The organism is Floridaenema fluviatile BLCC-F154, from assembly GCF_041929135.1.
Taxonomy (GTDB): domain Bacteria; phylum Cyanobacteriota; class Cyanobacteriia; order Cyanobacteriales; family Aerosakkonemataceae; genus Floridanema; species Floridanema fluviatile.
This window is the reverse complement of the sequence record NZ_JBHFNS010000013.1, coordinates 1-15,877: the sequence shown is the minus strand read 5'-3', so window position 1 is coordinate 15,877 and position 15,877 is coordinate 1. Positions and strand designations below refer to the sequence as shown.

The 15,877-nt window shown below is 40.5% G+C and carries 11 protein-coding genes; 4 read left to right on the top strand and 7 right to left on the bottom strand.

Features of this window, described 5'->3' with window-relative positions; all coding sequences use genetic code 11:
• Nucleotides 1-82: 82 nt before the first annotated feature.
• The 4 genes from ACE1B6_RS00680 to ACE1B6_RS00665 all read right to left on the bottom strand — a co-directional run bounded on the left by ACE1B6_RS00680 (nt 83) and on the right by ACE1B6_RS00665 (nt 7,927).
• Entirely contained in the window at nt 83-850 is a 768-nt protein-coding gene (locus ACE1B6_RS00680) for a MinD/ParA family ATP-binding protein (protein WP_413255306.1), read from the bottom strand.
• An 85-nt stretch (nt 851-935) separates the two neighbouring features.
• A complete protein-coding gene (locus tag ACE1B6_RS00675; protein WP_413255305.1) occupies nt 936-3,893 on the bottom strand; it encodes an ATP-binding protein in 2,958 nt (985 codons plus the stop codon).
• 418 nt (nt 3,894-4,311) lie between these two features.
• Nucleotides 4,312-6,117: an ABC transporter ATP-binding protein gene (locus tag ACE1B6_RS00670; RefSeq protein WP_413255304.1), complete on the bottom strand. Its 1,806-nt coding sequence runs from the start codon at nt 6,115-6,117 to the stop codon at nt 4,312-4,314.
• A 28-nt stretch (nt 6,118-6,145) separates the two neighbouring features.
• Entirely contained in the window at nt 6,146-7,927 is a 1,782-nt protein-coding gene (locus tag ACE1B6_RS00665) for an ABC transporter ATP-binding protein (RefSeq protein ID WP_413255303.1), read from the bottom strand.
• 258 nt (nt 7,928-8,185) lie between these two features.
• Between ACE1B6_RS00665 and ACE1B6_RS00660 the strand changes: the two genes are divergently transcribed.
• Nucleotides 8,186-10,894, top strand: a complete 2,709-nt coding sequence (locus tag ACE1B6_RS00660; protein ID WP_413255302.1) for a cyclic nucleotide-binding domain-containing protein — start codon at nt 8,186-8,188, stop codon at nt 10,892-10,894.
• Nucleotides 10,895-10,987: 93 nt separating this feature from the next.
• Here the strand turns inward: ACE1B6_RS00660 and ACE1B6_RS00655 are convergent, their stop codons facing one another.
• Together ACE1B6_RS00655 and ACE1B6_RS00650 are read right to left on the bottom strand one after the other, a co-directional pair.
• Nucleotides 10,988-11,596, bottom strand: coding sequence for a hypothetical protein (locus ACE1B6_RS00655; RefSeq protein WP_413255301.1), 609 nt, complete (start codon nt 11,594-11,596; stop codon nt 10,988-10,990).
• A gap of 328 nt (nt 11,597-11,924) precedes the next feature.
• A complete protein-coding gene (locus ACE1B6_RS00650) occupies nt 11,925-13,544 on the bottom strand; it encodes a serine hydrolase (RefSeq protein ID WP_413255300.1) in 1,620 nt (539 codons plus the stop codon).
• A 2-nt stretch (nt 13,545-13,546) separates the two neighbouring features.
• On the opposite strand from ACE1B6_RS00650, the gene ACE1B6_RS00645 reads away from it, so the two are divergent.
• Nucleotides 13,547-13,705, top strand: a complete 159-nt coding sequence (locus ACE1B6_RS00645) for a hypothetical protein (RefSeq protein ID WP_413255299.1) — start codon at nt 13,547-13,549, stop codon at nt 13,703-13,705.
• A gap of 17 nt (nt 13,706-13,722) precedes the next feature.
• On the opposite strand, the gene ACE1B6_RS00640 is transcribed toward ACE1B6_RS00645, so the two are convergent.
• On the bottom strand, nt 13,723-14,469 hold the full coding sequence (locus ACE1B6_RS00640) for an RNA methyltransferase (protein WP_413255298.1): 747 nt from the start codon (nt 14,467-14,469) through the stop codon (nt 13,723-13,725).
• A 73-nt stretch (nt 14,470-14,542) separates the two neighbouring features.
• Between ACE1B6_RS00640 and ACE1B6_RS00635 the strand changes: the two genes are divergently transcribed.
• Both ACE1B6_RS00635 and ACE1B6_RS00630 read left to right on the top strand, forming a co-directional pair.
• Nucleotides 14,543-14,698, top strand: coding sequence for a DUF2256 domain-containing protein (locus tag ACE1B6_RS00635; RefSeq protein ID WP_413255297.1), 156 nt, complete (start codon nt 14,543-14,545; stop codon nt 14,696-14,698).
• A gap of 61 nt (nt 14,699-14,759) precedes the next feature.
• Complete coding sequence (locus ACE1B6_RS00630) at nt 14,760-15,716, top strand: isoaspartyl peptidase/L-asparaginase (RefSeq protein ID WP_413255296.1); 957 nt, start codon at nt 14,760-14,762, stop codon at nt 15,714-15,716.
• Nucleotides 15,717-15,877 lie beyond the last annotated feature (161 nt).

Here is a 15,877-nt window from a genome sequence, read left to right as displayed (position 1 = left end):
AAACAATCTTAAGTTAGGGCTTGCTGAATGCGCCCGTTACTGTGTTCTCAATTTATGGCGATCGCTTTTTGTTGCTATCAGTTTAACTTGCACCGAGATTGATAATTTGCATGGCAATTTGATGAAATTTTTCGGTGAAAATGCGATCGGGATGTTGCAAGCTGAAAATTCCTTTACTTCCTAATTGCGTCATTTCTTCGGCTAGGGGAAGAATGCCAATTACCGGGATACCGTAGGTGGTTTCTACTTCTTGTTGCAGTTGGGAATAATTCACACCAACGGGGGTTTTATTAATTAGTATTTGGATTTGATTAACTTTTATTTGATGGGCAACATCTACGGTAATTGTAAGACTTTGTAAGTCTTGAATATCGGGACGGATAATGGTAATTACTAGGTGGGAAATGGCGATCGCTAATAATGTTTCTTTACTAATTCCGGCATGAGTATCAATTAGCAGGTAATCTAAGTTTAATTCCGAAATTAATTTGCGGCATCCTTCGTTGAAGAGAGTTACATTAAATGTTTCGCTTAAGATGCGAGCAATTTCATTAGTATTGATGCTAGAGGGAATGAGAAAAAGTGAATTATTTTGATTAATTCCTAAACTGTAACTAACATCATAAACTGCGTTGATAATGTCAGTTCTTCCCCACAAATAATCATTCAAAGTTTGATTAATACTTTTGGGATCTGGAAAAAATAAGCTATGAATACCGGGAGATTGAAGATCGGCATCTAAAATAGCAACTCTTTTGCCGCTTAGGGCGATCGCTATTGCCAAATTTGCAGTTAAATTAGTTTTGCCAGTTCCACCCCGAAAGGAATGAGTTGTAATAATTTGTACCATATAAATCTCCCCATTCCCATACCGAACTAAGCAAACTTGTCGGGTGCATCAGTGACGCACCGGATCAAGTTACTCAGAAGAAGAGTTAGGAATTACTCTGATTAACTGCTGCAAGAATTTTAGCAGATTGGTGGATGGGAATTGCGATCGTAAATTCTGTACCTTTCCCCAACTCCGACTTACAAGTTAACCTTCCTCCATGTTTTCCGGCTACAATTTGGCGACAAATAGACAATCCTAAACCTGTACCTTTACCTATAGGTTTGGTAGTAAACTGATAATCAAACAGTTTTTCTTGAACTTCTGCGGACATTCCTGGGCCATTATCTTGAATTAAAATCTCGACAAAATCTTCAGTTTCTAAAACACTTGTCCGAATTGTAATTTGATTAGGATTAGCCCGAATATCTGCAAAAGAACGCTGAATATTTTGTTCTTCAATAGCATCAATAGCATTAACTAAAATATTCATAAATACCTGATTAAGTTGTCCAGCATAACATTCTATTAGCGGTAAATTGCCGTACTCTTTAATAACTTGAATTGCTGGACGTTCTGATTTCGCTTTTAAGCGATGTCCTAAAATCATTAAAGTGCTATCTATTCCCTCATGAAGATCTACAGCTTTCACATCTGCTTCATCTATCCGCGAGAAGCTTCGTAAAGATAAGACAATTGCCCGAATTCTTTCCGTCCCTACTCGCATGGAAGAAAGTAACTTCGGTAAATCTTCCTGAATAAATTCCAGTTCAATTTCTTCACTCAATTCCTGAATATTAGCGGAAACATTAGGAATTTCGGTTTCGTAAGTTTCTACTAGTTCAAGTAACCCCGTAACATATTCGCTGGCGTGTTCTAAGTTGCCATGTATAAAGTTAATTGGGTTATTAATTTCGTGAGCAATTCCGGCTACCAATTGTCCTAAACTAGACATTTTTTCATTTTGCACAAGTTGAGTTTGGGCTTGTTGTAAACTAGTCAAAGCTTGGGATAATTCAGCTGTGCGTTGTTCGACGCGAATTTCTAACTCGTGAGTCAGTTTTTGTAAAGCTGCTTCTACTTGTTGGCGTTCGGCAATTTCTTGTTGCAAAAGTTGATTTTGTTTGTCTAGTTCTTCTTCGGCTAATTCCCGACTTTCTTCACTCAAAACTAACCACCAAGTAGCAATTCCAGTAACTACTAATAAAGCAGCATATAAGACAAGAAATATTTTCAGAATCAGGTAATGAATTGTTGCTGGTACTTCTGGTGAATGTAACACTCCCTGATAGTAAACTAGTCCCAAAATTGCGGCAATTAATCCCGCATTTAGGGAAAATATGCCACCAAATTTAATTAATCTTAACCCACTTTGAGGAGAGAGTTTACCGTTTAATATTCGTTGATAGATACTATTAGTAAGATTTTTAATTGTGCTATCTGAGGTTTTACAACTATCGTGACAATGGGCATCTAAACTGCAACATAATGAGCAAATTGGGCCATCATAAACTGGACAAAATGCGGTGTCTGCTAATTCATATTCCTGTTCGCAAATGCAGCAAGTTATTAATGAATTAATATCGCTAGTTTGGCAATGTAGGTTTTCTCTAGCTATGTAATATTTGCCTTTAGTAATGAAGGCAATAATTGGTGAAAGGACAAATGCTACACCCAAGGCGATGAAAGGGGAATAAGCTTGAGCATAGTTACCAAAAGCGCCGATAAAAGCGACAATTGCCAATCCTGAAGCGATCGCCATTGCCCCAAAACCAACCGGATTAAAATTATAGAGGTAAGCTCGTTTAAATTCAATGTAAGAAGGACTTAAACCCAAGGGTTTGTTGATAATTAGATCGGCTACTACAGCGCCTACCCAAGCGATCGCAATATTCGAGTATAACCCCAAGATTATCTCTAAAGTTTCAAATACTCCTAACTCCATTAGTAAGAGTGCGATCGCCACATTAAATATTAACCAAACTACTCTTCCGGGATGGCTATGAGTTAACCTAGAAAAGAAGTTTGACCAAGCTAAAGAACCCGCATAAGCATTAGTAACATTGATTTTAATTTGGGAAATAATCACAAACAAAGTAGCAACAAATAATACTGTAGCCGGATCGGAAAAGATATTGGCAAATCCTGCCAAATACATTTGAATTGGTTCTTTAGCGATCGAAAAATCCACACCATTTTTAATAGCTAAAGTTGCTAAAAAAGCACCGCCTAATTGTTTTGCACATCCTAAAATAATCCAACCTGGGCCAGCCAAAATCACCGCAAACCACCATTTAACTCGATTTTCTTGAGTCACAGTAGGCAGAAATCTTAAATAGTCTACCTGTTCTCCTAATTGAGCAATTAAGGAAAAAGAAACTGTCGCTGCTGCGCCAAATAATAACGGATCGAAAGCTGCGCCGCTTGGTGAATTTCCGGCAAAATGTAGCCAATTATTTAAAGCGTTTGGTTCTTTGTAAAGTACAAAAATATAAGGAGAAACCATTAATAAAAGCCAAATTGGTTGTGTCCATAATTGCAATTTGTTAATTAAGGTAACTCCGTAAAAAACCAAAGGAATAATGATTAAAGAACAAACTAAATAGCCAATTGACAAAGGTAAATGAAAATAAAGTTTCAATGCCTGAGCCATAATTGCTGCTTCTAAAGCAAAGAAAATGAAAGTAAAGGAAGCATAAATTAGCGAGGTAATTGTTGAGCCAATATAACCAAAACCTGCACCTCTAGTTAATAAGTCTATGTCAATATTGTATTTAGCAGCGTAGTAAGTAATCGGTAAACCTGCGAGGAAAATAATTGCCCCAACAATGAGAATTGCCCAACAGGAATTAGCAAAGCCATAATTAATAACTAGTGAACCGCCGATCGCTTCTAAAGCTAAAAATGAAATTCCACCTATGGCAGTATTAGCTACGAGGAATTCTGACCATTTCCGAAATGATTTCGGCGCATAACGTAAAGAATAATCTTCTAATGTTTCTGTAGCAACCCAAGCGTTGTAATCTCTTCGTTCTTTGACAATTCTTTTAGCAGTTTTCGTCATTGTTGATTCCTCTATTTCCGTCTTCTCCGTCTTTTTTCACACTTTTTTAATTCCCTTTATTGAAGGAATTATTTACAGTATTGAGAGTCGTGCAACTAACTCTTACTTAGTATGCCCGTGAGGATCAAAATAATTAGGTTACAACTCTTAAATTTAATCCGAGACAGTAAAACTACTAGTTTAATAAATATTTTGTTACGATCGTTTTCCCTAAAATACGTAACTCAGTTCGTAGTAAGCTGTTACGCATTTAAAAGTCATATTGTAGGGTGCGTCAGATTTAGATATTTTCCTTTCTACATAAAGCTTTACCGTCTGACGCACCCTACTCGTTAATAAGTGATTTAAATGCGTAACAGCTTAGCGACTTTAGTCGTTATAATTTAGAAAAGAACAACTCAAGTCGCCACAATGAACTTTAGACGATCGCACTCACCTTACCTTTAAATTGACTCATATAAAGGTCATAATAGAACTCATGTTTTGCCATTAATTCTTCGTGAGTACCGCTTTCAATGATTTCTCCAGCTTTAATTACTAATATTCGATCGGCATCTCGAATTGTACTCAATCGGTGAGCAATTACAAAACTTGTGCGTCCTTGCATTAATCGATTTAATGCTTGTTGAATTTTCTCTTCCGTGCGAGTATCAACATTGCTGGTAGCTTCATCTAAAATTATTAAGCGAGGATTTGCTACCATCATTCGAGCGATCGTTAATAACTGCCTTTGACCTTGACTTAAATTACTACCTCGCTCTGTTAAAAGAGTATCGTAACCGTTAGGTAAGCGCAAGATAAATTCGTGAGCATTTGCCTGCTTTGCGGCGGTAATACACTCTTCATCTGTTGCGTCTAATTTAGCGTAGCGCAGGTTATTCATTACGGTATCTGAAAACAGGAAAGGTTCCTGTAATACAATACCAATTTGTTGACGTAAACTTTCTATTTGCACATCATAAATGCTGTGTCCGTCGATCGAAATATCGCCTTTGTCAATGTCATAATAACGAGTAATTAAGTTGATAATTGTGCTTTTTCCTGCACCTGTAGGCCCACACAAACCAATTTTTTGACCGGGTAAAGCTGTAAAGTTATTTTGTTTGAGAATTTGTCTGCCTTGAACATAGCTAAAGTCTACATCTTTAAACACAACTTGACCTTGAATTGGTGGCATGGAAAAAGCGTTAGGTTTGTCTACAATTGCTGGTTTTTCATCTAAAATAGCAAAGACTCTTTCGGCTGATGAAATTGCTGCTAGCAAACTGTCTAAAGTATTAGCAATGTTGGTGATGGGAATGGCAAATTGTCTGGTGTATTGTAAAAAGGTGGCGACTATCCCAACATCGGCTTGATTATTTAATACTAACAAACCGCCTATTAAGGCTACTAATGCCACATCTAAGTTAGTCAAAACTAGTGTGACGGGGCGACTGAGTAAGGCGAGAAATCGGGCTTTAATTCCCGCTTCCATTGCGGCTAAACTTATTTCTTGAAAGTTGTCGATCGCTTCCTGTTGCTGACCATAAGCAATCACTACCTTTTCGCCACTGACTGTTTCTTCCATCAAGCCATTTAATTCACCAATTTGTTGTTGTAAATTATCAAAGATTGGCCCAGATACTCGACTAATAAAGCCTAAGAATCCCATGACTAAAGGCGAAATTACCAAAGCTGTAACTGCTAATTTCCAGTTTAGCCAAAACATGGCAATCACAATAAAAACTAGCTTGATACTTTCGCTCAATAACAGATTTAAACCACTGCGAAAGAACAAAGCAATTACTTCGGTATCATCGGTAACTCGGCTCATTAATTGTCCGATTGGTTGGCGATCGAAGAAATTAATAGAAAGGGTTTGAATATGCTCAAACAAATCGCGTCTGAGGTTATACAAAGCTCGTTGCAATACTTTAGCTAAAATTAGCCCTTGCAAAAATAAGCCTACCCAGCTTCCGATCGCTGCGATCGCCATTAATGCCACAATACTAAACAGCACTCTTAAGTTCGGTGAACTGCTTAAATTGTTGAGTCCTTCACCTAAAAAATAAGGAATCAACAAATTTAATGCTGTACCGATTAACAACAGGAATACTACTAATAAAATTTGCCCAGTGTAGCGAGTTACATAACCTAGCAAACGTACAAACACTTGTCCGGCAAATTCTTGGGGAGGTTCTCCAGCTTTGGAGCGAAATTTACGATGCAAAAAAGGTTTAGTCATTGGATTTTAGATTGGGGAATTATTTTGGTTAAGCGGGTACACTGCCGAGTTGAGATTCGTAGATTTCTTGATACAAGGAATTGCTGCGAAGTAAGGTTTCGTGATTACCTTGAGCGACTATTTCTCCATTGTCTAAAAGGAAGATATTATCCGCAGTAATTACAGTGCTAATACGTTGAGCCACAAATAAAGTTGTGGTATCTGCCATCATGTTTTTAATAGCTTCTTGAACGCGGGCTTCTGTTGCCATATCTAAGGCGCTGGTACTATCATCAAGAATTAAAATTTTTGGTTTGATAGTTAGAGCACGGGCGATCGATAACCGCTGTCTTTGTCCCCCAGAGAAATTAGTTCCCCTTCTAGCAACTCTAGCATCATAACCTTCAGGAATTGCGCTAACAAAACCGTGAGCATCTGCGGCTGTTGCGGCTGCAACCATCTCATCTTCTGTAGCTTCCGGCTTGCCATAACAAACATTTTCCCCCACTTTTCCGCTAAACAAAATTGATTCTTGCAACGCAATTCCTACTAATTCATGCAAAGTTTCCAAGGGAATATTTCGCACATCTACACCATCAATCACGATCCGCCCACTTGTCACATCATAAAAGCGAGGAATTAAGTTGACTAAAGTAGATTTTCCCGATCCAGTTGCTCCTAAAAAAGCCACTGTTTGTCCCGGTTCTATGACTAAATTAATGTTTTTTAGCACCAATGTAGATGAGTGATTTTGATGATTGTCTTCGGCTTTTTTGCTTGTGATTACCGGATAGCTAAAGCTAACATTTTCAAAGACAATACCTCCTTTAGCAGTCGCAATATCCAATCCCAAAGGATGCGGTGAATTGGGTACATTTGGGATCGCATCCATGACTTGAAACATTCTTTCGGCTGAAGCTTCTGCTGCGGTAATTTGCGGTGTAATTACTGCTAATATAATTAGAGGAGTTAAAATCGTTGCTAAGTATTGAGTAAAAGCCAGAATTTCACCGACTGTAACTTCTCCTTGGGTAAGGGAAACTCCCCCAAACCAAAGTACACCAGCTATGGCTAAGTTGATAATTAAATACAATGTGGGTTGCAAGAAAGAAGCGTATTGCATCGGGTGCAAAGATGCTTTACGAAATTCTCGATTGGCGCGATCGTATCGACGGTTTTCATATTCATTTTGTACAAAAGCTTTAACTACTCTCACACCTGCTAAATCTTCTTGCAAAACACTATTTAACTTGTCAAGTTTTTGCTGTTGGATTTCAAAAAATGTTCCCATTTTGGTGACGAAAAATGCCAGCACAACAATTACAATGGGGATTACAATTAACAAAATCCACATCAAGCTGGGGCTGTTAAAATAAATTAGAATTAATGCCCCAACAAACATTACAGGCGCTTGAGCTAGGGATAAAATTATTTGTTGTACCGCTGCTTTGATGGCATTGACATCGCTAGTCATTCGTACCATCAAATCACTAGTGGGAAATTGATCTAAATTTCCAAAGGAGAACTCTTGGATTTTGCGATACAATTTCATCCGCACTGCATGGGCTGTATGTTCGCCAAATTGCACTGCATACCAAGCATTTGCAATGGTGAAAATCGCACTTAAAAATGCAAACAATACCATCCATAACACACTTTGTTGTAAGGCATCTTTATCGCCACCTAGTAACCCTTCGTCAACTAGTTTCTGCGTCATTAATGGGATCAGCAACGTGAAAAGATTGGCGATCGCTAACAAGATCTGCGATACCCAGAAAGGTCGTTCGTAACCTCGATAAATCGTGATAAAACGTCTGAAATTGGGTAACATAATTGATGTTATCAAGAAGTTTAATCATTAATGCTGCCATAAATTTTTTGCCGTGGCAATAACTCAGCAAACTTAAAGATATTTTTTCATGAATTGTTACAAATTATTTTCAAGTTAGCTTTGCCTACAGCAGTTTATGTAACAATCGCTAGGAGAGATGATGAGCTAAAATCTAGATTAGGAATTTCTGAAAATCGAAAATACTGCCAGAATTCGCTCTATCAAGCCAAGAAAATTAACAGTCGTGAGGTACTACTGATGGACACCCAAACTGTTCCTGTTCATCGATCGCAGCCACAATTAACGCAATCTTTGGCAGAACAAACCTTACCGCTAGGCTCAGGAAAACCGAAGCTTGAGTTAGTCAATCAAGAATTGGTTTTAGAGTGGGTTAACTGGCTGACTTCCCAGCGAATTTGGATGAAGTTACCGCAACAAACTTTAACAGAAATTGTTCATTGCTTACAGTATTTTACAGTGGAAGCAGGAACCCCAATTTATCAAAAAGGACAGATTCCTGTAGGCTTTTATTTGCTCAAATCTGGGACAATGGAAATTGCTCATTTACTCCCAATTGGGCATTCAATCATCCGCTATCATCACCCAGGAGAACTATTCGGCTATGCTAGTTTAGTAGAAGATTCGGCAGAAGTTTATCAAAGTACGGCGATCGCTATAACCAACTGTGAGATTGGATTTTTATCATTAATTGACTTTACAGAATTATCCGCTAAATATCCCGATATTTTTCCCACAATTAACGCTATTTTAGCCGATGAATTAAATAGATTTGCCTTAAAAATCTGCCACGAAAAGACGAAAATTCAAAGTTGGCAACCTTATATTCAACCAGTACCTAAAGACGAAAATATTTTAGGTAATAGTAAAGCCACACAAAAATTAGCTAAGCAAATCCAACAAGCAGCAGAAAATCTCCAACCTGTAATTTTTCAAGCCCGCCCAGGTACAGGTAAGACATTTTTAGCAGGAATGATTCATGCTCAATCAGAAGTAGCAGATCGACCATTTATTGAAATCGACTGTGCCGAATTACCCCATCGAGAAGATGGAACAATTAATACAGATCTTCTGTTTGGTAAAGCAGGAAAACAATCGGGAATTATTGCTATTTTAGAACGAGGAACTTTATTAATCGATCGGGGAGAATTGTTGACTTGTGGCGATCGCGATCGGTTAATTCATTATTGCAAAACTGGTTATATTCTTCCTAATTCAGAAACTACAGAGAGTAATTCGCCAGACATTAATACAGAACAACCCTTGCAATCTTGGGTAAGATTAATTTTAGCTTCTCCCGACCCCTTAGAATTTCCTGAAATAGAAACCATTCAAATTAAGCTACATCCCTTAGTCCAAAGAAAAGCAGACATTCCCGAATTTGCTCAACACTTTTTAGAGAAATTCTGCCGAGAAAACAATCGTCCAACCTTACAATTAAACCGCGCCAACTGGCGGCGTTTATTAAGTTACAACTATCCAGGTAACTTAACCGAACTCGCCGAAATTATCCATCGCGCCGTTCTCAACACTGCCCCCGAAGAAACCGAAATTCCCGAAAGATTATTTTGGTCTGTACAATCAGAAAAAAACGCCTTTCGCGTTGACTTATTAAATCAAATACCTTGGTTGCGTCCCTTGTTACTAAGTCGTTGGTATCCTGAAGGTTTATGGGGAATTATGATGGCAATATTTGTCCCCACCACACTGTTAGGATTTTTCGGCCCCCAAACACGAGATAGTAGTATTACTTTAAACTTATTTTGGGCTTGGTGGTGGCCGATGTATCTATTTTTATTCGCCTACATCGGTCGTTTTTGGTGTACAGTTTGCCCATTTATGATTACAGGAGAATGGCTACGACGCTTCTCTTTATGGTTATTTCCCCGTCAGCAACTTCCCTGGAATCACAAATGGTTAAATCGTTGGGGTGCTTGGATATTATTTGCTGGATTTGTGGCAATTTATTTATGGGAAAAACTTTGGGATTTACCTCATAAAGCCTATCTTTCTGCTTGGTTGCTGACAATTATTACAGCGGGAGCAGTAATTTTTAGTTTAATTTATGAACGTCGGTTGTGGTGTCGCCACCTCTGTCCGATTGGCGGAATGAATGGTTTATTTGCCAAACTTTCCCTGATAGAATTACGCTCAACTCAGCAAATTTGTGGCAGTCAATGTCAAACTTCTAGTTGTTATAAAGGTAGCAAAACTACAACTCTAGCATTTGGCGAAGCACTCCCCAGCGAAGGACAAGCAACCGAAGGTTGTCCCCTTTATTCACACCCAGCACAACTCACAGATAATCGAGATTGTATGTTGTGCATGAGTTGTTTAAAAGGTTGTCCCAACCGTTCTGCCCAACTAAACCTAAGATTTCCCGCCTCAGATTTACTCGATCATCATCGAGGTTTTGCCGCCGAAGTTGCCTTACTATTACTATTATTAGGCGGCGTGTTTATGCACCATGCCCAGAAAATTTTAACTTGGTTAGGATGGTCAGATTTAGCGATCGATTCCGAACATTTACTAATCTCAATTCCCGTAGTCATAGCCTTATTAAGCATTCCCACATTTTTGACTTATTGTACTCATGCGATCGCGCAATGGCAAGATCCAGAAATGCCCGATTATCTCACCGTAATTTACGCCTATCTCCCCTTCACCTTAGCCGCCAACTTAGCCTACTATATTCCAGCCGCAATTACCGAAGCCGGAAAAGTTCTCCCGGTATTTGCCCGAACTTTAGGTTACAGTGGCGCAGCTTTACCCACAATAACTTGGAGCCCAGATGTAGCCGCTTTTCTTCAAGGTTTAACCCTACTTTCAGCCTTAGTTTTTAGTGTTTATCCCTTACTCCGAATTACCCACCGTCCTTGGTTAAGTAATTTACCTCATTTCGGTTTACTAATCGCTTTAGCAGTAATCAATTTTTGGCTAATTAATTAATTCCTGATCAAGGTTCGTTGTGAGGACTTCAGTCCTTCCCTTTGGCAAAGAAACGACTAAAGTCGTCACTACAAACTTTCATCGCCTAGCTTCCTAAACTGCTGGACGACTATACAATTGTTTTCCCGAACTTAACTGCTTTTGAATTGCTTGGCGATTGTTAATAAACCTGTATTTGTCGCCGACATTACCACTAAGTCGATCGCCAATAATGTAATATCTTACAGGCATTTCGGGAGCATTAATGACAATGCGATCGGCAACCGTTGTGTTAACTTTTGGTGCATTGGGATTTTCTTCTTGCAACTGAGCAACTACCCAAAGTTCATTATTCACCATATAGACATTTTGGATGTCTAAATCGTACCCACTAGAAGGAACTCTGACAGTAGCCGTTAAAGTTTGTTCCCTGCGTTCTGCTCCGGGCAAATTAACATCAATATAGGGAACTTCAACCGTTCTTCTTTCCTGTACGACTTCCACGCGAGGCACGACAACAGTCCGTTCAACTGTCCTGACATTCACATCAGGGCCTTCCACATCATACCTTGGTAATCTTCCCGGTTCTACCTCAACATCAACATCCGGTAATCTTCCTGTTCTTTCTTGCTCAATGCGACAGCCTGTAGAAAGAGCTAATAGAGCAGCAAGAGGTATGAAAAGCGATCGTCGCAAGAGGGTTTGTGTTGTTAGAGTAGACATAGGTCTTATTCAGATGTAAATAACAAGATGGAAAAGTAAGGATTTATTTTGTCGATACGCCTTAAATCCTGATGAAAATCAAAAAACTTCCCTTCTTAATCTTAGAAATTAACAGTAAGCTCTCGCCTCTCCCTATGGATTGAATCGGAAAAAAACCAAGCCTAAAAGATTTAATTTCTCAAGAAAAAGTTCTTATTGTTATTAAATCAATACCCTAACAAAAACCCCTCTTTTGAGAGATGATTCTCCTTATTGAATCCTGTAACTTAATTAGACTAAATTGCCAAGTTTAACGATCTTTAAGCCAAACCGTACAACTTCCCAGTCCCTAATCCCCTTGCAACCACAATGCCCTAGTAGGCGAGATTCTTCTTGGCTGCAAATCAACTTGATTGGGACTTAATGATGGAGAATCGATCGGCGGATTTTGGGGAGTTTGGTTAAAGTACTCATAAGTAGTGCTAGAGATTTGTTGAATAATTTTTTCGGCTTGGGCATCTCGACGCGGACGTTTTACCATCACAGCAATTACGTAAGCTTTACCAGAGGGTAAATTGACAATTCCCACATCCGCCAACATCGCACCGATGTTACCAGTTTTATGAGCGATTTTTGCACCTTCACCTATTCCTTTAGGCAAAAGTTCGTTATTTTCAGTTCGTTGCATAATTTCGATCATGATATTGCGCGAAGCCTCGGACAGCAACTCACCCCGCATAACTCGCGCCATCAACACCGCCAACTCTTTCGGACTACTAGTATTTGTTCCTTTCACATCTGGTAAAGGATTACGCAACATAGTTGTCGTTAACCCCCACTCTTGAAACCGCTGATTTAAAGTATCTATTCCACCCAAGCGATCGATCGCCATGTTAGTAGCTGTATTATCGCTAATGGTAATCATCCGCGTCACCACCTCCGCCGCCGTGTGCTCAGTACCAGTTTTCTGATGCCGCAGATTACCACTACCTGAAGCCCGCATTTCTGGTTTCAGAGTTAATTTTTCCGACAATTTAATTTTTCCGGCTTCCACATCTTGCAGAAACGCAATCAAAATCGGCACCTTAATCGTACTTGCCGCCGCCGTAGAATTATCCCCATTCACATCTACATAGTTACCAGTTTCTAGATCGATCGCAAACACCCCCGGCGTAAACAACAGATTTTCCCCAGATATAGTAGAAATCTGCGATTTTAAACCAGAAATTTCTTGAGTAAGATTAAAACCTGTCGAATTTCCCGGTATGGCAGCATCAGGAGCAGCCGGAGTGACCACCGCACCATTAGTTGGCGAAGTTTGTGCCGTCGGAGTAGTCCCAGAAGGTTGCCTTGTTGCTGGGTCTAAAATCGACAACAGCGTACCCACAAACACCCCCAACCCAATACCCAAAATCAGCAACCTTGTACCATACACCAAAGGGGAAAGCGGTCTTTTCTTCTGAGGACGGGGTTTGTTTCGTCCCGAAGGTGAAATCGGACGGGATGTAGACTTATAACCATTTTCCCGAAACTCATAACGACCATTGCGAGAAACCGGAGACTGTCTACCGAGAGGCTGAATAATCTCTAAATTTCGCTCTCGTTGCCGCAGATTAGGAAGGCTAGGATTGTTTCTCGGTCGGAATTCCGTCACTGAACTGTAACGAGCAGGCGTGTTCATTTCGTCCAAATTTGGATTAGCCTTCGGAACTCTTCTAGCTGGCGGCTTGGTATTTGGCTCAAATAGTTTCTCCCACCAGTTCCCACTCTTCGCCGCCGTAGACCTTTGCCTTGGTTGATTTGACCTGGGTTCCCTTGACGATTGGTTGTCCAGCATTTGTCTAGCTCCAGATGACCCAGACCGCTTGTTTGGTGTCTTGGCTGACTGTTGCTGCCGTTGTGGTGCTTGCTGTTGTTTTGTTTGCTGTCGCCGTTGGCGGCGCTTAGGCCGTTTATCGAAAGCTGCCACTAATGACACCTCTTAAAGTATTCCACCAAGAACAAAAAAATGCAGCCGATCGCTTCCACTATACAAATTCTTGGGAAAATGATGCGGCGCGAAAATCAGTACAAAGGAAATTTACACTAATTTTGCCTCTTGTCGATAACAATCATTACCGAATTTTTTAGAATTTTGCCCCCTGTCCCTAACGACGATTCGACAAAGCCCATTCCATTTGGCTGATGATGCCTTTGAGCATGGCGACTTCGTTGGCGGAAGGTTGGGCACGGTTGAATAGTAAGCGAAATTTGGTCATGCGACTTTCAGCAGTGTGAGGGTAAAGATAACCAATTCTTAAAAGTAAGGTTTCCAATTGCTGATAATAGCCTTCTAAAGCATCTATTGGGGCAGCTGGATTTTCCTTGGTTTTTTCTTCTAACTCTACCTCTCCTACTTCTGGGTTGGCTAGGCAATTTTGGTAAAGCTCGTAACAGCAAACTGCTACCGCTTGCGCCAAATTTAATGAAGGATAGGCTGGGCTGGAAGGTATTCGCACGAATCTTTGAGCATATTTTAAATCTTCGTTGGCTAAACCTTTGTCTTCTGGGCCAAAAATTAAGGCGGATGAGTCTGCGCCAAGTAACCAAGGTAAGGCAGTGCGGGGGTTTTCTGGTTCGACGGATAAGTGACGGGAACGGGCAGAAGTGGCGATCGCTCTTTGGCAACCCACCAATGCTTCTGGTATACTCTCAACTACCCTCGCCCCCTGCAAAACATCCAGCGCGTGTAATGCCATTTTCCGCCCCTCTTCCCCCAAATGATCGCATTGCGGTTCCACTAACACCAACTGAGTTAGCCCCATGTTTTTCATCACCCGCGCCACAGAACCCACGTTTAACGCTCCCAAAGGTCTAACTAAAACTATCTTGATTCCGGCTAAAACTGTTTCCATTTCCGATTTTAAATTTTAGACTTAATTTTCCCTCATCCCCAGTCCCCAATCCCCAGTCCCCTGTTAACTTAGCATGGCAAAGCAACGTTCTAAATCCGACTTACCAACAAAAATTTGTCCTGTTTGTGAAAGACCTTTTGCTTGGCGAAAAAAGTGGGCCGATTGCTGGGATGATGTGAAGTATTGCTCAGAACGTTGTCGTCGTCGTCGCACGCAAGCTTCTAGTTAAGAAGATTAAACCGCAGAGGCACAGAGGACACAGAGGAAGAATTTTAGAGAGGTTAATTGTAATGTCAGCGCAGCAGGTGCAACCTAAACTTATTATTCATGGCGGTGCGGGAAGTTCTCTCAAGGGTAAGGGAGGAGTTGAGGTTGTCCGCAAGTCTCTTTACAAGGTGTTGGAGGAAGTTTACCCGATGTTGTTGACGGGGGCAAGTGCTACCGCAGCTGTGGTTCGCGGTTGTCGTTTGTTGGAGGATGACCCCCGGTTTAATGCTGGTACGGGTTCGGTTTTACAATCAGATGGTCAAATTCGCATGAGTGCGTCTTTGATGAATGGTGCAATGCAGCGTTTTAGCGGTGTGATTAATGTTTCTCGCGTGCAGAATCCGGTTTTGTTGGCTGAGTCTTTACAGGCTTCTGACGATCGCGTACTCTCAGATTATGGTTCGGCAGAACTTTTGCGCGAGTTGCAGTTTCCGATTTACAACCCTTTGACTGATATCCGTTTACAAGAGTGGATGCAGGAACGGGATGAGAATTTTGTTAAGGATGCTGCGGGTGTTGTGGCGGAAAAGGCTTTGGTTGATAGTGAGGCGGGACGTGGCACTATTGGTGTAGTGGCTATTGATAGTCAGGGAAATTTAGCCGCGGGCACTTCGACTGGTGGTAAGGGTTTTGAACGTATCGGCAGAGTTAGCGATTCGGCTATGCCTGCGGGTAATTATGCCACGAATCAAGCGGCGATTAGTTGCACTGGGATTGGTGAGGATATCATCGATGAATGTTTGGCAGCGAAAATTGTGATTCGGGTAAGTGATGGTTTGTCTTTTCTGCAAGCTTTTGAAAAGTCTTTTGCTGAAGGTGCCAAGAATAAACGGGATTTTGGGGCGATCGGGATCGATCGCTCTGGTACAATTGCCTGGGGTAAAACTAGCGAAGTTCTCTTAGCTGCCTATCACACTGGCGAAAGAATCGGTGATACTTTGGAATGGTCTGGAACTAATCTCACAGATTCGATTTCCTAATTTTAATTGATTAATTAAGCTGTTACGCATTTAAATCACTTATTAACGAGTAGGGTGCGTCAGACGGTAAAGCCTATGTAGAAAAGAAAATATCTAAATCTGACGCACCCTACAATATGACTTTTAAATGCGTAACTGATTAAGAAATGGTGGGCAATGCC